Origin of the sequence: Roseomonas genomospecies 6 (genome assembly GCF_008365375.1) — a bacterium.
In the GTDB taxonomy this organism is placed as follows: Bacteria; Pseudomonadota; Alphaproteobacteria; order Azospirillales; family Azospirillaceae; genus Azospirillum.
In genome coordinates this window covers 77,413-94,636 of record NZ_QOKW01000021.1, presented here as the reverse complement: position 1 = coordinate 94,636, position 17,224 = coordinate 77,413, and the positions used below count along the sequence as shown (strand labels likewise).

Below are 17,224 nucleotides of genomic sequence, written 5' to 3'. Positions count from 1 at the left end.
TCGGCGCCACCCTCTCCCGGGACGGGAGAGGGGATGGCGGCGTGCCCGCCCTCATGCCCGCACCCGCAGGGCGACGCACAGCCGGTCCACCGCCATCGGGGCGCCGCCGGCATGCTCGGCCAGTCCGGCGGAGACTGCCGCGGTGACGCTGGCGGCGGACAGGTCGTCCAGGTTGCCCAGGATGCCGGTCAGCCGCGCCCGCCCGAACGGCACGCCGAAGCGGTTCTCCCCGTCCAGAAGGCCGCCGTTGCACAGCACCAGCGTGGAGGGAACCGGCAGGTCGAGCGCCGTCTCCACCGCCGTCATCGCGGGGTCGAGGCCGAGCGGCGGGTTGGCCGCCACCGGCAGATCGACCACGTCGCCGAAGCGGCGCAGCAGGAAGGGCTCCGGCACGCCCGCGGCGGCGAAGACCAGCCGGCGGGAACGCGGCGCGACGATGCCCATGGCGAGCCCGATGGACAGCCCCGCGGCGTTGTCCGCCGCCAGCAGCCGGTTGGCGCCGGTCAGGCAGGCCGCAGGTCCCAACCCGGCCTCCGCCAGCGTCCGCAGGGCGGCGCGCGCGGTCACCGTCATGAAGCCCGCCGCCAGACCGCCGCCCGACACCTGCCCCAGCAGCACCGCCAGCGCTCCGTCCGCCGTCAGGAAGAAGTCGTAGAAGCTGCCGTCGAACTCCGCCGCCGGGCGCATCAGGCCGGACGCCTCAAGGTCCGGGGCGCCGGTCAGGTCGGGCGGCAGGATCGCCGCCTGCATGCGCCGGGCGATCTCGAACTGTTTTTGAAGCTCCAGAAGCTCGGTGCGGGTGTCCAGGGCGGCCTGAAGCTGCCGGACCATGGCGTCCAGCGCCGTGTGCTGGTCGCGCACGCGCTCCGCCATCACCTCGAAGGCGACGGCGAGCGCGCCGGGATCGTCGGTGCGCCCGCCGGGGGTCTTGCCCTCCGACGCCGCCTCGATGCGGGCGAGGTCGGCCAGAAGCTCCAGCCGGCCCTGCTCGGGCAGGGTTTCGGACAGGCGGTGCATCTGGCGGCGGATGAAGGCCTGCTGGCGCAGCCAGTGGCGGGCGCGCCGCTCATCCGCGTCGCGCAAGGCGCGGCTGCGGCTTCGGAACACCTCCACCGTGCGGGCGAGCTGCCCGGCCTCGTCGGCGCGCTCCGCCCCCAGGACGGCGACGCCGGTGTCCCCGGCGGCCAAGGCCGACAGCGCCGACATCGAGGCGTACACGGGCGTGAAGACGCGCCGGAAATACCAGTCCAGCCCCAGCGTGCCGGCCACCAGGACCGTCAGCACCACCAGGATCGCGGAGCTGTCCAGCAGGCTGTCCGCCATGGTGGCGAGCGTGGTCTCGCGCACGGTGACGAGGTACAGCGCGCCGTCGCCCTCCGTCCCGGCGACCTTGGGAAGGCGCAGCCTGCGCACGTCGTAATTGCGGGTGCCGATGACCGCCTGCGCCTCCTCGCCGCGTTCCGCCCCACGATCCACGGCGCGGCGCACGTCGGCCCAGGCCAGCGGCCCGGCGTGGCCGTACAGCGCGCCGTCCGCCCCGGCCAGGAAGGCGGAGCCGCCGAGGATACCGGCCAGCGCCTCCAGACTGCCCGCCAGGGGGCGGGTGGCGACCAGCGCCCGATCGGCGGGCCTTTGCGCGCCGAGAGGCCGGGCGAGAAGCAGTTGCACCGCGCCGCCGGTCAGGGCGAGTCCGTCCTGCGTGTCGTTCTGGGCCAACACCTGCCCGATGCGCCGTTCGTCCAAAGCCCGGATCGGATGGTCCGCCGGAACGGACAGCAGCGTCTGCCCGGCGCCGTTGACGACCGTCACGGCGGTGAAGCCCAGCGCGCCCAGCCGGTCGGCCGCCGCCGCCGCGCTGCCGCGCTCCAGCGCTTCGGTCAGCCGGGGATCGCCCGCCGCCACCCGCGCGGCGGCGGCGGACTGGTCCAGCAGAGCCTCCCACAGGCGGAGCTGCATCCGCGCCTCGTCCTCCGCGTGGCGGGTGGCCTCGGTCTCGATGCGCAGCAGGGCGAAGACCGCCGCGGTGGCGAGCACGGCCAGGACCACCGCCGCGGCGGCGACCGTCATGCGCTGGCGAAGCCCGGTCATCGCACGGCCTCCCCTTCGACCGTGACGCGGCGGCGCGGCGTGGCACGCCTCCACAGAGACACCGCGAGCGGCGGCAGGGCGGCGATTCCGGCCAGCATCGCCAGCGACGGCAGAAGCGCGGCGGCCACGACCGTCCCGCTTCCGCCGGCCAGCCACAGGACAGCCGAGGTGCCGGCAAGCGCCAGGGCGGCGCGCGCGGCGGCCAGGACGCCCCATTCCCCCGACGCCGCCAGCCCGGCATGCGCGGCGCCCAGCGCCACCGCCACGGCCAGGGCCATGACCGTTCCGGGCTCCACCGGGCCAAAGGCCAGCAGAAGCCCGGCGACCGCCGTGCCGCCCAGGCTCACCGGAACCGCCGCGCTCCGCCGAACCAGCGACGCGACCAGCACGGCGGCCACCCAGGCCGGGGTGGCGTGCAGCCAGAAGAGTTCCGCCACCCGGCGCGCGTCCAAGGCACCGTCACCCTGCGCATGGCCAAGCGCCGCCACCGCCAGCGCGGTCACCAGCCACGGACCCCAGCCCTTCGGGCGCACCGTCCCGTCCGCCCACCAGCGATCCGGAGCCAGCAGATGCCGCAGGGTGACGCGCGGCAGGGTCAGCGCGGTCCGCCGCTCGAGCCGGAAGGCGGCCATCGCCCCGGCCAGAGCCGCCAGGACTGCCGCGGCCATCAGGACGGCGGGAACCGCTCCGCCGATGCACAGAACCGACAAGCCCGCCCCGGCCACCAGACCGCCCGCCGCGGACACCGCCGGACCGGCGTGCAGCCCCTCGACGGAGGGGCGCACCGCCTGGAAGGGAAGCCCGGCGGCCAGCCCGCCCAGAACCGCGCCGGCCAGCCACGCCGCCGGTCCGTCCCCGAACCCGTTCAGCAGAACCCAGCCCGGCAGCAGGAGCACCACCGCGAAAGGCGCGCGGCGGCCCAGCGCCAGGGCCAGCGGCACCGCGGCGGCCAGCCCCAGCGCCACGCCGGCCAGCGCAACGGCGTGCGGCCCGTGCTGCGCCGCCACCGCCGCCGCGATGGCCGTCCCCACGCCCGCGCAGAAGGCGGCGGCGTAGGGCAGCGACCCGGCGTCCGGCGGGGCCAACGCGGTGAGCCTGTCCGGGGAGAAGCGGCCCAGCCGCTCGATCCGCTCGATCAGCGGCGCCACCTGCGCGGCGGCATCCTTGTTGAAGCTGAGGTCGCGCACCTCGAACAGATAGCTGCGCAGCCGGGCGAAGCGGTCGTTCACGCCGGTCACAACCCGGTTCATCTCCGCCAGAAGCCCGCCGATCAGGCTTTGCTCCACCGGCGGGGCGATGCGGTCGTAGGACGAGCGCGCGAGGTTGGCCTCCAGCGCCGCCGCCAGCCGCAGCGGCGCCGTGACCTGGGCGTGCAGCATGGTGCGAAGCGCCAGCCCGCCGAGCGCCAGCGCGATGCTCAGCGCCACCGCGAAGTCGATCAGGATGCGCGGCGCGTTGGCCGGCTGCGCCACGGCGTTGCGGCCCAGCAGCACCTCCCCCGCCGTGGCGGCGCCCTGGCGGATGGGGAAGCGTTGCAGGACCAGCCCCAGCGCGGCCCAATCGGTTACCGCCGGGACCAGCCGGACCGACAGGTCGGGGCGCGCCGCGTCGGATTTCTGGAACAGCGGGCGCCCGGCGCCGTCCACCACGAGGATCAGCTCGATCTCCGGAAAGACCCCCGCCGCCTCGCCCAGATAGTCGTCCATGCCGGCCATGCGGTCGAGCGGCAGGCCGAGCGCCAGCGCCTTTTCCAGGTCATGCGCGATGCCCGTCCCGACGATCTCCGCGCGGGAGGCCGTTCCGCGGTCGGCCAGCCCCGCCGCCGCGATCAGCGCCGCCGCCAGCGTGGCGAGCCAGGGCACCACGACCACCACGGCCATCAGCGGGATGAAGCGTCGCAGGACACCGTGTTTGGAGGGGCTCATCGGCTCGCGGGTCATCGCGGAACCTCCCCGTCGATGCGGGCGGCCTCGGCTTCCGCCGCACGCAGCCCGGCCAGGACGGCGGACAGCGCCGGATCGCCCACCGCCGCCGCCGTGGGAGCGTGCGCCTGAAGCTGCCGCGCCTCGGCGGCGTAGAAGGCCGTCCGTTCCAGAACGGACCGGCAAATTCCCGAGAGCAGAAGCCGCGTGCCCAGCACGGCCAGAACCCCGATGGCCGCCAGGAAGACGGCGGTGACCGTGGCCGTCTCGCGCAACGCGGCCAGAACCTCCACCCGCGCGTCCTGTTGCGGGGCGAGGCCGAGCACGGCCCCGGCGGGCTTCCCCAGCGCGTCCGCCACCGGCACGCCGGCCAGCAGGCCGTCGCGGTCCGCGAGGCTCCACGGTTCCGTCGGCAGTCCCGACGCACCACCACCCCCGCCGAGCCAGGAGGAGGGCACCGGAGTCCCCGCCGCCTGCACGGTGGCGAACAGAACCGTCCCCTGCGGGTCCACGACATAGAGGCGCACACCCCCGCCGCCGGTGGCGGCCAGCTCGATCAGACGCTGCAAATCATTCTGCCCGGCGAGCGGAAAGCCGATGGCCGCACGCTCCGCCGCGCTGGCCGCCACGCGGCTGGCCAGCGCCGACGCGCGCGCGGCGATTTCCGCCGTGTGCGCTTCCGCCACCGCGTTGTGAAAGGCGAACAGGGTGAACACCTGCCCGCCCACGGCGCACAGCCACAACACAAGCGCCAGACGCCCGAAACCGTAGAGCATGGCCAGCCTCCCAGGGTCCGGCTATAGCGGCTTTCCGTGGGGGCGGCCCGGTCAGATTGGCCCAACTTGGTCTGATCTGCTTTTGCCGCCCACCGGCCCCTGCGATACTCCCCCGGCGAACCAGAAAGGACGCGCTCCATCATGAAGCGGCCATCATGAACCGGGATGCCCGCCTGCACGCCATCCTCGCCCGGCTGCGCAGCGACTCCCCCGGCGAGCGGCTGGCCGCCCTCTCCGCGCTGGAGCGGCTGATGCCCGCCGGCACCTCCCTTCACGAGGTGATCCAGGTCGGACTCTTCTACACCGACCGCGGCACCGTCGCCCCCTCGCTGGTGGAGGAGGTCGACCGGCTGCGCGGCGAGGCGCAGGAGGCCACCCGGCGCGAGGAGCGGCAGCGCCGCCGCGTCCGGGCGCTGGAAACCGGCATCCACGCCGTTCTGGCACAACTCCGCGGCGGATAAGGCGCCTGACCGGCTTCGCTCCGCAACGGACGCAGTTCCGGCGGCGTGACTCCGGGAGTGGACCAACAAGCCGTTCCGCGCAAGCGCTCCATCGCACACCTTGCGGGGCCATACCGCCGTGCGTACCCGGAGGCCCTTTGCCCACCATCACCGCACCCTGTCAGCATGCCCTTCTGTCCGCCGTGGAATCCGCCGCGGCGGCGCGCGGCATGACGGTGCCCGCCCTGATCCGTTCCTGCCTGACGCTGGTCGGGCCGGAGGCGCTGATCCATCTGCCCGATCCCGGCAGCCCCGAGCCGGTGGACGTCTCCCACCGCACCGTGACGCTGAAGAGCGGCGGCACCCGCCGCGTGCGCGTGGTGCCGAAGCTGCGCGTGCGCCACCCGGACCCGCTGGACGCGGCGACCGTGCGCAAGGCCGCCTGGGTCGCCGCCACGGTCAGCGGCGAGGACGGCGCCCGCCTGATCACCGCGGGCGAACTGAACGCCGTGGAGACGGAGATGAGCCGCTGCCGCCTGCGGCTGGAGCAGTTGACGGCGGCCCTGGAAACGCTGGCCTTCCGCCCGCTGCGCCAGCCGATCCGCAAGCCCTGGCAGGCCACCTACGTGCTGGGCTTCACCCACGAATGGGGGCTGGACACGCAGACGGTGAACAGCCGCTTCCGCACGCTGGCCCCGATCTTCCATCCCGACACCGGCCTGCTGTCCAACGCCGAACGGATGAGTCAACTGCTGGAGGCCCGCAACTTCCTCTTGCAGCACCTGAAAAGCTGAGCGGGCGATGCTTCGTGCGCCGGACATTCCCTCCGAAACGCCATTCCCTCCGAAACGGAGGTGTTCCGGGGCGATGTCGTCCAATTGGGGTCCATCTCGGCTGGCCTCCATGGGGGTGCCTTTCGAATGATGGCGAAGCTCGACAGCCGGCGCGCGACGCGCACAACCCTATGAGGTCGTCAGATATGAGCGAGAGCAGTCAGAAGAAGCTGGAGCGCGTCCGCCCGCCGCGGGTCAAGCTCACCTACGAGGTCCACACCGGCGGCGCCCAGGAGATGAAGGAGCTGCCCTTCCTGGTCGGCATCCTGGCCGATCTCAGCGGCAAGCCCGAAAAGCCCCTTCCCAAGCTGAAGGAGCGCAAGTTCGTCGAGATCGACCGCGACAACTTCAACGACGTGATGGCCTCCGTCGGCCCGCGCCTCGCCTTCCAGGTGGACAACAAGCTGCAGGAGGACGGCGGCAAGCTGAACATCCTGCTGAACATGCGCCACATGGACGACTTCCAGCCGGTGGAGGTGCTGAAGCAGGTGCCGACGCTGAGCCGCCTGTTCGAAGCCCGCCAGAAGCTGTCGGACCTGCTGGCCAAGCTGGACGGCAACGACGAGTTGAACGGCCTGCTGAACGACGTCATCACCAGCACCGAACAGCAGGACGAGCTGAAGAAGCTCCTCGGCCCGGTGGCCGGTGCCCCGGCCGGCGAGCCCGCGGGCGAGCCCGCCTGATCCCCCGTCCCGTCAAGCCCAATCAGAACCCCCTTCACGGAGCGAACAGGTGAGCACGGAAACGTCCGTTGAGAGCGCCGCCAGTCTGTCCCTGCTCGACCGCATGATGGTCGAAGGCAAGATGGCGCGCGAGGAGGGCCAACGGCCCTACGCCCGCGACCTTCTGACCGAATTCGTCGATCAGGTCCTCGCCGAGACCGGCGACGCCTCCGCCGTCGATGTGGTCGAGGCGATCAACCAGCGCATCGCGCAGATCGACGAGCTGATCAGCGACCAACTCAACGAGGTCATGCACCACCCCGACTTCCAGAAGCTGGAAGCGACGTGGCGCGGCCTGAACTACCTCGTCATGAACACCGAGACCTCGACGACGCTGAAGCTGCGCGTCCTCAACGTCTCGCGCAAGGACCTCCAGAAGGACCTGGACAGCGCGGTCGAGTTCGACCAGAGCGCCATGTTCAAGATGGTCTACGAGGCCGAATACGGCACGCTGGGCGGCACGCCCTACAGCATGCTGGTCGGCGATTACGAGTTCGGGCGCCATCCGCAGGACATCTCCCTGCTGGAGAAGATGTCCAACCTCGCCGCTGCGGCCCACGCGCCGTTCATCAGCGCCGTCTCCCCGGCGATGTTCGACATGGAGAGCTTCGGCGAGCTGGGCGCCCCGCGCGACCTGTCGAAGATCTTCGAGACGGCGGAGATGGTGAAGTGGCGGTCCTTCCGCGCGTCGGAGGATTCCCGCTACGTCTCGCTGACCATGCCGCACGTCCTGATGCGCCTGCCCTATGGCCCGAACACGGTTCCGGTCGAAGGCATGAACTTCGTCGAGGACACCGATGGGCGCGATCACTCCAAGTATCTGTGGGGCAACGCCTCCTGGGCGCTGGCCGCGCGCATCACCGACAGCTTCGCCAAGCACGGCTGGACCGCGGCCATCCGCGGCGTGGAAGGCGGCGGCAAGGTCGAGGGTCTGCCCAGCCACACCTTCAAGACGGACGAGGGCGACATCGCCCTGAAGTGCCCGACCGAGATCGCCATCACCGACCGCCGCGAGAAGGAGCTGAACGACCTCGGCTTCATCTCTCTGGTCCACTGCAAGAACACCGACTACGCGGCGTTCTTCAGCGGCCAGACCACCAACAAGCCGAAGGTCTACAACACCGACGAGGCCAACGCGAACGCCCGCATCTCCGCGATGCTGCCGTACATGCTGGTGTCGTCGCGTTTCGCCCATTACCTGAAGGTGATGCTGCGCGACAAGATCGGCGCCTTCCTGACGCGCAACAACATCACGGACCACCTGAACACCTGGATCGCCAACTACGTCCTTCTGGACGACGAGGCGTCGCAGGGCACGAAGGCCCGTTTCCCGCTGCGCGAGGCCCGCATCGACGTCTACGACGTTCCGGGCCGTCCGGGCGTCTACCGCGCCAACATCTTCCTGCGTCCGCATTTCCAGCTCGAAGAGCTGTCGGCCTCCATCCGCATGGTCGCCGAACTGCCGGCGCCGGAAGCCTGATCCCCTCCCCCCGAACGCATCGTCCGGAGTAAATCCGCATGTCTATGATCATTCTCGATATCCCCAACGTCCAGGGGGAGTCCGCGGTGGAGATCGCCGGGGGCACGGTGTTCAAGGACATGATCCTGTGCGAATCCCTGTCGCAGGACATGACCGTCGAAATGGAGGTGTCGACCAACGCCCGCCGCACGGTCCACACCCCGAAGGTCGAGAACATCACGCTGGAGCGCAAGTGGGACCGGGCCTCGCCCAAGCTGATCTCGCTGCTGCTGCGCTCGGCCAACTCCGACACGGCGAAGAAGCAGTGGACCATCCACTGCCTGAAGCCGATCGGCGACACCCACCAGTGGGGCGAGTTCCTGACGATCGAGCTGACCAACCCGCTGATCGCCAAGCACAGCCTGAGCGTCAACGAGGGCGACACGACCGAGACCATCGAGATCAACGCCACCGAGATCTACTGGACCTACAAGCGCTACACCGAGGAGCAGAAGCACGAAGGCGGCGGCGGCGTGAAGTTCAACCTGCTGAAGGGCACGGTTTCCGACAGCTAAGCCGCTGAACGAACCCTCTCCCGCCCCGGGAGAGGGTGCCCGCGAAGCGGGCGGGTGAGGGTCGTGCGAGGATTGAGGTACTGATCCTTGCACGACCCTCACCCTTCCCTCTCCCGGGGCTCTCGGCGGCCAAAGGCCGCCTGACGCCGTCAGCGCCCGCAAGCGGGCGCGAGAGGCGGGAGAAGGATTTCCCCCCCAACGGACACGGCGATGACCCAGCCCAAGACCATGACCGGCGGACGGTCGCTGCTGTTCGAACGGCTGATCGACTTCGAGCCGGACCGTCCGACGGGCGACGAGCCGTCCGCCACGGTGCTCTCCATGGCGGACCTGAAGTCCTCCATCCGGCGCGAGATCGCGCGCATCCTGGACAGCCGCAGCACCGGCAGACGCCGCCCCGACCTGGGCGGAACGGCGCTGGACTACGGGCTTTCCGACATCACGCATCTGGACGCCGCCTCCGATGCCGACCGCCGTCTGGTGGAGCGGTTGGTGCGGCAGGCCATCATCGATTTCGAACCGCGGCTGAAGCGCCCGCGGGTGACGGTCAGCGCCGGGACCGGGCGCGGCACCATGGTCACCAGCATTTCCGGCGAGGTGGTGGCGGGCACCGTCACCGAACGGCTGGAGTTCGACGTGGGCCTGCGCACCCCGGCCACCAACGAGCCCGTCAAGCCCGGCTGATAAGGACGCACCCGCATGCGGCGCGAGGATCTCCTCGACCATTACGAACGCGAGCTTCTGTACGTCCGCCGGGCGGGCGAAGCCTTCGCGCGCAGCTATCCCAAGATCGCGCGACGGCTGGCGCTGGGGCCGGATCAGGCCGCCGACCCGAACGTGGAACGGCTGATCGAATCCTTCGCCTTTCTGTCCGGGCGCCTGCAACTGAATCTGGAGCGCGAGTTCCCGCGCTTCTCCGAGGCGCTGCTCGGCATCCTGCACCCGCAGATGATCGCGCCGATCCCCGCCATGGGCATCGCGCGGATGGAGCCGACGCCCGGCGAGGGACGGCTGACCGGCGGCTTCCGCGTGCCGCGCGGCACGCCCTTGCACGCCGTGGCGGAGGACAACATCCGCTGCCGCTTCCGCACCGCCTACGACGTGACGCTGTGGCCGGTCGCCGTGACCGACGCCGCGGTGGAACCGGCGGACCGCTACGACTTCCTCGACGGCGCCGCCACCGCGTCGGTGCTGCGGCTGCGGCTGGAAACGCGCAACCAGTCCTTCGAGAATCTGCCGATCGACACGCTGCGCCTGTTCATCGACGGCGAGACGATCCTCACCTCCGCCCTGCACGAGTTGTTCCTGTGCGGCGTGGTGGAGATCGCCTACGCCCAGCCCGGCAAGCCGCCGGTGCGGCTGCGCGGCGAGAACCTGATCGCCCCGGTGGGCTTCGGCCCCGACGAGACGGTGCTGCCCCATCCCAAACACGCCCAGCCCGCCTACGGCCTGCTGCAGGAGTATTTCGAGTTTCCGCAGAAGTTCGACTTCTACGACCTGCCGATTCCCAAGGGGCGGCTGTCGGGGGAGGTCGTGGACATCCTGATCGCGGTGTCGCGTCCGCTGCCCAACCGGCTGACGCTGCGCAAGGACAGCTTCGTCCTCGGCTGCACGCCCATCGTCAACCTGTTCAACCGCACGGCGGAGCCAATCCGGCTGAACCACCGGCGCACCGCCTACCGCGTCGTCCCCGACGCCCTGCGCGAGCGGACGACCGAAGTCCATTCCATCCTGGAGGTCAGCGGCCTGCGCGACGGCGACGGGATGCACCATCGCTACGTCCCCCTCTTCTCCCACCAGCACGCCGAGGCCGAAACGGAGCCGCGCGGCTTCTGGCTGGCGTCGCGCGAGCCGACCCAGCGCGAGGACGTGCCGGGCACCGACCTGCATCTCAGCCTGCACCACCTCGACCTGACGCCGACCGATCCGGCGGACGAGACGCTTCTGGTCCGCACGCTCTGCACCAACCGGGCGCTGGCGGAGCAGGTGCCGGCGGGTGCGGCGCTGATGATCGAGGAGGCGGCGCCCATCGCCACCATCCGCTGCCTGCACAAGCCGACGCCCGGACGCCCGGCCCCGGCGGGCGGCTCCTCGGCCTGGAAGCTCATCTCGCACCTGTCGGTCAATCATCTCAGCCTGACCGGCGACGCCGAGGGGCTGCGCGCCCTGCAATCCATCCTGCTGCTGCACGCGCCCGACGATCCTCCGGCCCAGCACCAGATCCGCGGCGTACAGGGCCTGTCCTCCCGCCCGGTGCTTCACCGCATGGGGCAGGATGCCTGGCGCGGCTTCGTGCGCGGGCTGGAGGTGACGGTGGATCTGGACGAGCGCAACTTCGTCGGCGCCAGCCCGCTGGTCTTCGGCGGCGTGCTCAGCCGCTTCCTCGGCCTCTACGTCAACGTCAACGCCTTCGCCCAGCTTCGGCTGCGCTCGGTGCAACGGGAAGGGGTGTGGAAGGCATGGTCGCGCCTTGCCGGCAGCCAGCCGGTCCTGTGACGGACCGGCCCGTCAACTCCCCAGCCGCTCTGATCGACCGGCTGGAGGCCGAGCCCTGGGGCTTCGACCTGTTGCAGGCCATCGCCCTGCTGGAGCGCGCCGCCCCCGGCTTCGCGCCCCTCGGCACCGGCATCGACCCGGAGCAGGAGGCCGTCCGCATCGAGCACGACCCGAGTTTCGTCTTCCCGGCCAGCGACGTGGTGGATGCGCGCCGGACGCCGGACGGGCGCGGCGTGGTGCGGTCTCCCGTGCTGGGTGTCGCCGGCATCAACGGTCCCCTGCCCTACGTCGCCACGGAGCTTCTGGTGGAGCGGGCGGCGCGGCGCGACACGGCGGGCACGGCCTTCTACGACATCTTCAACCACCGTCTGATGTCGATCTTCTACCGGACGCGTCAGGGCAGCCTGCCCCTGCTGGAGCGCGACCCGGAACGCACCCTGATGGCCCGCGTTCTGCGCGCCCTGTCCGGCATCGCCACGCCCGGCCTGGAGCAGCGCCTGCCGGGCACGCCCGACCGGATGCTTCTGGCCTTTTCCGGCATCCTCGCCAACCGGCGCCGCTCCTCCGCAGGGCTGGAGGCGATCCTCGGCGCCGTCTTCCGGGTGAAGGTGCGGGTGGAGAGCTTCGTCGGGCGCTGGCTGCCGCTGGATGACGAAAGCCAGACCCGCATCGGGGGCGGCTTCGGCGCGCGGAACAACAGCCTGGGCCGCACGGTGGTTCTGGGCCGCCGCGTCTGGGACCAGCAGAGCTGCTACGCCATCGAACTGACGCTCGACAGCCTGGAGCGCTTCCGCGAATTCCTGCCCGACGGGCGGCATCACCAGACGCTCTGCGCGCTTGCCCGCTTCCACACCGGGGACGGCATGGACTTCCGCATCGTGCTGGTGCTGGAGGCCGCCAAGGTGCCGCCGACGCGCCTGTCCAGCAAGCCGCCGGAGGGCAGCCGTCTCGGCTGGACCTCCTGGCTGCGGGCGCCGGGCCGCCCGAATTTGAAAGATGGGCGCCTGACCCTTGATCCCGCCCCTTTTAACCCTCTCCCCCCTGGGGAGAGGGTGGCCCGGAGGGCCGGTGAGGGGGTTGCGCTCGTGCCGGACGTTCCGAAACGCACAACCCCCTCACCCTAACCCTCTCCCCGGAGGGGAGAGGGGACTTCCAAGCCCCCTCCTGACCCTCGCCCACGCCCCGCCCGCAACGTCATTCCAGGGAGCCGTCCCGTGACCGCCGACATCAAGTCCCTCATCGGAAAGCTCGACCGCGACGGCCGCAAGGTGCTGGAGCGCTCCGCCGCCCTGTGCGTGTCGCAGACCCATTACGACGTCGAGGCGGAGCATGTTCTGCTGGCCCTGCTGCGCCTGAAGGATGCCACCGTCGCCGGCATCCTGCGCCATTACGGCGTCGAGGCGAACCGGCTGGAGACGGAACTGGACGCGGCGCTGGACCGCATCCGCCGCGGCAACAGCCGCACCCCGGCCTTCTCCCCCCGCGTGCCGGAGATGCTGGAGACGGCGCTGCTGATCTCCGTGACCCACCTCGACAGCCCGCAGATCGTGCTTCCGGCCATCCTCTGGGCCGCGGTCGCCTGCGATTCCGTTCGGGCGGTGGTGACGGAATCCGCCCCCTCCCTGCTCGCCCTGCCGCGCGAGCGCACCGCGTCCGACCTGCCGGAACTGGTGCGCGTCCTGAAGGAGGGCGGGCCGTCCGCCGCCGCGTCCGATCCCCCCGCCACCGCTTCCGCCAGCGCCGCCGCGTCGGACGGGCGGTCGATGCTCGATCAATACAGCCTGGACCTGACCGCCCAGGCCAAGGCCGGGAAGATCGACCCGGTGATCGGGCGCGACCGCGAGATCCGGCAGGTCGTCGACGTGATGATGCGCCGCCGCCAGAACAACCCGATCCTCGTCGGCGACCCCGGCGTTGGCAAGACCGCCATCGTGGAAGGGCTGGCGCTCCGCATCGCGGAGGGCGATGTGCCGCCGCCGCTGCGCGGCATGGTCATCCGCACGCTGGACCTCGGGCTGCTCCAGGCCGGGGCCGGGGTGAAGGGCGAGTTCGAGAATCGGCTGAAGTCGATCATCAAGGAGGTCTCGGCCTCGCCCGTCCCCATGGTCGTCTTCATCGACGAGGCGCACGCGCTGATCGGCGCGGGCGGGGCCGCCGGCCAGGGCGACGCCGCCAACCTGCTGAAGCCCGCCCTGGCGCGCGGCGAGTTCCGCACCATCGCCGCCACCACCTGGGCCGAGTACAAGAAGTATTTCGAGAAGGACCCGGCGCTGGCCCGCCGCTTCCAGCCCGTCTCGGTGCCGGAGCCGGACGAGACGGCGGCGGCGGCGATGCTGCGCGGCCTTGTCCGCCGCTTCGAGGAGCATCACGGGGTCAGCGTGCTGGACGACGGCATCGCCGCCGCCGTGGCCCTGTCCGCCCGCTACATCCCCGCCCGCCAGTTGCCCGACAAGGCGATCAGCGTGCTCGACACCGCCTGCGCCCGCGTCGCCATCGCCCGCAGTTCCAAGCCCGAGGCCATCGAGGCGATGGAGCGCGAGGACGCCATCCTGGCCCGCGAGGCGGAACGGCTGGAGGCCGAACCCGGCACCGCCCACCACGCCCGCCTGTCGCAGATTTCGCAACGCCGCGGCGCCCTCGCCCTGGAAAAGGCCGCTCTGGAGGAGCGCTGGAAGCGCGAGCGCGATCTTGTCGAGGCGGTGGAGGCCGCTCTGAAGGCCGGGCACGCGGTGGAGGCCGCCGCGGCGACGGAAAAGCTGAAGGCCGTGCAGGGCGACAGCCCGTTGGTCCCGCACCGGGTGGACGGTGCGGTGGTCGCCGCCGTGGTGTCGAACTGGACCGGCATCCCGGTCGGCTCCATGTCCAAGGACGATCTGGAGGTGGTCGCCACGCTGGAGGACCGCATGGCTGCCCGCGTCGTCGGCCAGCCGCAGGCGCTCCAGGCCATCGCGCGGGCCGTGCGCGGCTACCGCGCCGGTCTGGGCGAGCCGCAGCGCCCCATCGGCGTCTTCCTGCTGAGCGGCCCGAGCGGCGTCGGCAAGACCGAAACCGCGCTGGCGCTCGCCGAGCTTCTGAACGGCGGCGAAGACAGCCTCATCACCATCAACATGTCGGAGTATCAGGAGGCCCACGCCGTGGCGACCCTGCGCGGCGCGCCGCCGGGCTATGTCGGCTACGGCAGCGGCGGCGTTCTGACCGAGGCGGTGCGCCGCCGCCCCCACGCCGTGGTGCTGATGGACGAGGTGGAGAAGGCCCACCCCGACGTGCTGGACATGTTCTATCAGGTCTTCGACAAGGGCGTGCTGGAGGACGGCGAGGGCGTGGAGGTGGATTTCCGCAACACGCTGATCCTGCTGACCAGCAATCTCGGCGACACCGAACTGTTCGCGCTGGGCCGCGAGGCGCTCGACGCCGGGCGCATCGGCGAGGCGCGGGAGGAGGGGCTGGCGGCCATTTCCGACGTGCTGCGCCGCCGCTTCCGCCCGGCCTTCCTGGGCCGCCTGTCGGTCGTGCCCTATTACCCGCTGAGCGAGGCGCAGATCCGCCGCATCGTGACGATGAAGCTGGACAAGCTGCAACGCCGCACCGCCGGCAACCGCGGTGCCGAACTGGCGGTGACCGACGCGGCGGTCGAGGCCCTGGTTCAACGCGCCCTGCACTCCGACGCCGGGGCGCGCATGATCGACACGCTGCTGTCGGAGTTCGTGGTGCCGGAGGTTGCCATCCGCATCCTCGACCGCGTCGCCGCCGGCCAGCCGGTGGGCCGCATCACCGTGGACCACGGCGCGGACGGCCGCTTCACGGTCGGCACGGCAAGCTGACCGGGGAGCCGCGATCATGGCGAAGCGCTTTTCCCAGGACAGCCAGTATCTGTCCATCACCACCCCGCTGGGGCCGGACGTTCTGGCGCTGCGCACCATCGTGGGGGAGGAGCGGCTTTCGTCGCTGTTCACCTACCGCGTCACCATGATCTCGGCGGACGACGACATCGCCTTCGACCGCGTCGTCGGCAAGCCGGTGACCGTCGCCATCACGCTGGGCGACCAGGAGACGGTCCGCTACATCAACGCCATCGTCGGGCGGATCGAGCTGACCCATGTGGACGACCGAAGCCAGGTCGCCCATTACGAGGCGGAACTGCACCCCTGGCTGTGGATGCTGACCCATTCCGGCGACTGCCGCATCTTCCAGGAGAAGACGGTGCCGGAGATCGTCGAGGAGGTCTGCAAGGGCGCCGGCTACACCGACATCAAGAAGTCGCTCACCGGCACCTACGCCAAGCGTGAGTATTGCGTGCAGTACCGGGAGACGGACTACAACTTCGTCGCCCGGCTGCTCGAAGAGGAAGGCATCTTTTACTACTTCGCGCATGAAGACGGAAAGCACACGCTGGTGCTCGGCGACGGAGCCAACGCCTTCGCCAAGAGCCCGCTGCTCGACGCCTTCGAATACCGCGCCACCGACGGGCACGACGACGAGGACAACGTGCTGACCGGCCTCAGCGTCGAGCGGCGCGTCACGCCCAAGAGCTACGGCATCGACGGCTACCATTTCGAGACGCCCTCGACCGACCTCTACGCCACGGCGGAAGGCGCGTCGGGCTTCGGCACGGTCAACGACTACATGGGCCGCCACACCACCTCGGCGGATGGCGAGGCGATGGCCAAGCTGCGCCAGCAGGCCCTGGCCTTCCCCGGACGCCGGGTGCGCGGCAGCGGCGAATGCCGCTCGCTGGAGACCGGGACGCGCATCACCGTGTCGGGCCACCGCAAGAGCGACCTGAACGCCGAATATGTCCTGCATTCCGTGCGCATCGACGGGGCGAGCGGCCATTTCAACGCCCATTTCACCGCCTTCCCGCCCGACCTGCCCTTCCGCCCGCTCGACACGGCGGTGAAGCCGCGCATCCACTCCACCCAGACCGCGATCGTCGTCGGCAAGAGCGGGGAGGAGATCTGGCTCGACAAGTACGGGCGCATCAAGGTGCAGTTCCACTGGGACCGTCTGGGCAAGAAGGACGAGAAAAGCTCCTGCTGGGTCCGCGTCGCGCAGAACTGGGCGGGCAAGAACTACGGCATCATGTTCTTTCCGCGCGTCGGGCAGGAGGTGGTGGTGACCTTCCTCGACGGCGACCCCGACCGTCCGCTCGTCACCGGCTCCGTCTACAACGCGGAGCAGACCGTGCCCTACACGCTGCCCGACGACTCGACCAAGAGCACCATCAAGACCCAGACCTCCAAGAACGGCACCGGCAAGTTCAACGAGATCCGGTTCGAGGACAAGGCCGACAGCGAAGAGATTTTCGTTCACGCCCAGAAGGACATGAACGTCGAAGTGCTGAACGACCTGACCCGCCTTGTGAAGCACGACGAGGTGGAAACGATCGAGAACGACAGCACCATCGACGTCCAGCACGACCGCAAGCTGACCGTGAAGAACGATCGCAGCATCACCGTGTCGGAAGGCAACGAGACGCACGACGTCTCGAAGGGCACGCGCGCCGTGACGGTGAAGGGCAACGAGACCCACACCAACAAGGCCGACTTCACCCACAAGGCGGACGGCGACTACACCCTGACCGTGAAGGGCAACCTGACCATCGACGTGACCGGCGACGTGGTCATCAAGGGCAAGTCGGTGAAGGTGACCGCCACCTCCGGCGAGGTCGGCGTCAAGTCCGGAACGGACATGAAGCTCGACGCGGGCGGAGCCTTCAACGCGAAGTCCGGCATGGCGATGGAGATCAAGTCCGGCATGGGCCTGGACCTCAAGGCCAGCATGGGAATGAACCTGAAGGCCGGCCTCGCCCTGTCCGCCGAGGGGCTGTCCGCCACACTGAAGGCCCAGACCATGGGCGAGGTCAGCGCCGGGGCCATCCTGACCGTCAAGGGCACCCTGGTGAAGGTGAACTGA

Annotated in this window: 13 protein-coding genes; 10 read left to right on the top strand and 3 right to left on the bottom strand. The window is 70.5% G+C overall.

Annotation, left to right across the window (positions count from 1 at the left end; all coding sequences use genetic code 11):
* Positions 1-51: 51 nt before the first annotated feature.
* From DS843_RS22355 to DS843_RS22345, 3 genes are read right to left on the bottom strand one after another with little or no spacing between them, the layout of a single operon-like run.
* A complete protein-coding gene (locus DS843_RS22355; RefSeq protein ID WP_149471038.1) occupies positions 52-2,088 on the bottom strand; it encodes a SpoIIE family protein phosphatase in 2,037 nt (678 codons plus the stop codon).
* A complete protein-coding gene (locus DS843_RS31880; RefSeq protein ID WP_286192258.1) occupies positions 2,085-4,028 on the bottom strand; it encodes a hypothetical protein in 1,944 nt (647 codons plus the stop codon). The genes DS843_RS22355 and DS843_RS31880 overlap by 4 nt, the downstream gene beginning before the upstream one ends.
* Positions 4,025-4,786, bottom strand: coding sequence for a hypothetical protein (locus DS843_RS22345; protein ID WP_149471037.1), 762 nt, complete (start codon positions 4,784-4,786; stop codon positions 4,025-4,027). The genes DS843_RS31880 and DS843_RS22345 overlap by 4 nt, the downstream gene beginning before the upstream one ends.
* A gap of 155 nt (positions 4,787-4,941) precedes the next feature.
* On the opposite strand from DS843_RS22345, the gene DS843_RS22340 reads away from it, so the two are divergent.
* The 10 genes from DS843_RS22340 (at position 4,942) to DS843_RS22290 (ending at position 17,224) form a co-directional block, all read left to right on the top strand.
* The gene (locus DS843_RS22340) at positions 4,942-5,247 is read left to right on the top strand and encodes a hypothetical protein (protein ID WP_149471036.1); all 306 of its coding nucleotides are present in this window, start codon (positions 4,942-4,944) and stop codon (positions 5,245-5,247) included.
* Between the two features lie 137 nt (positions 5,248-5,384).
* A complete protein-coding gene (locus DS843_RS22335) occupies positions 5,385-6,020 on the top strand; it encodes a hypothetical protein (protein ID WP_286192257.1) in 636 nt (211 codons plus the stop codon).
* Positions 6,021-6,205: 185 nt separating this feature from the next.
* On the top strand, positions 6,206-6,742 hold the full coding sequence (tssB, locus tag DS843_RS22330; protein WP_014198564.1) for a type VI secretion system contractile sheath small subunit: 537 nt from the start codon (positions 6,206-6,208) through the stop codon (positions 6,740-6,742).
* Positions 6,743-6,791: 49 nt separating this feature from the next.
* Positions 6,792-8,261 carry a type VI secretion system contractile sheath large subunit gene (tssC, locus tag DS843_RS22325; protein ID WP_094306711.1) on the top strand — a complete coding sequence of 490 codons (1,470 nt, stop codon included), beginning with the start codon at positions 6,792-6,794 and terminating at the stop codon, positions 8,259-8,261.
* A 38-nt stretch (positions 8,262-8,299) separates the two neighbouring features.
* Positions 8,300-8,815, top strand: a complete 516-nt coding sequence (locus DS843_RS22320) for an Hcp family type VI secretion system effector (protein ID WP_149471034.1) — start codon at positions 8,300-8,302, stop codon at positions 8,813-8,815.
* A gap of 210 nt (positions 8,816-9,025) precedes the next feature.
* Positions 9,026-9,499 (top strand): type VI secretion system baseplate subunit TssE, encoded by a 474-nt coding sequence (tssE, locus tag DS843_RS22315; protein WP_149471033.1) that lies wholly within the window; start codon positions 9,026-9,028, stop codon positions 9,497-9,499.
* A 15-nt stretch (positions 9,500-9,514) separates the two neighbouring features.
* Complete coding sequence (gene tssF / locus DS843_RS22310; RefSeq protein WP_149471032.1) at positions 9,515-11,311, top strand: type VI secretion system baseplate subunit TssF; 1,797 nt, start codon at positions 9,515-9,517, stop codon at positions 11,309-11,311.
* On the top strand, positions 11,308-12,435 hold the full coding sequence (gene tssG, locus DS843_RS22305) for a type VI secretion system baseplate subunit TssG (protein WP_286192256.1): 1,128 nt from the start codon (positions 11,308-11,310) through the stop codon (positions 12,433-12,435). Before tssF ends, tssG begins: the two co-directional genes overlap by 4 nt.
* Before the next feature lie 90 nt (positions 12,436-12,525).
* On the top strand, positions 12,526-15,132 hold the full coding sequence (gene tssH / locus DS843_RS22295) for a type VI secretion system ATPase TssH (protein WP_149471030.1): 2,607 nt from the start codon (positions 12,526-12,528) through the stop codon (positions 15,130-15,132).
* 16 nt (positions 15,133-15,148) lie between these two features.
* Complete coding sequence (locus DS843_RS22290; RefSeq protein ID WP_149471029.1) at positions 15,149-17,224, top strand: type VI secretion system Vgr family protein; 2,076 nt, start codon at positions 15,149-15,151, stop codon at positions 17,222-17,224.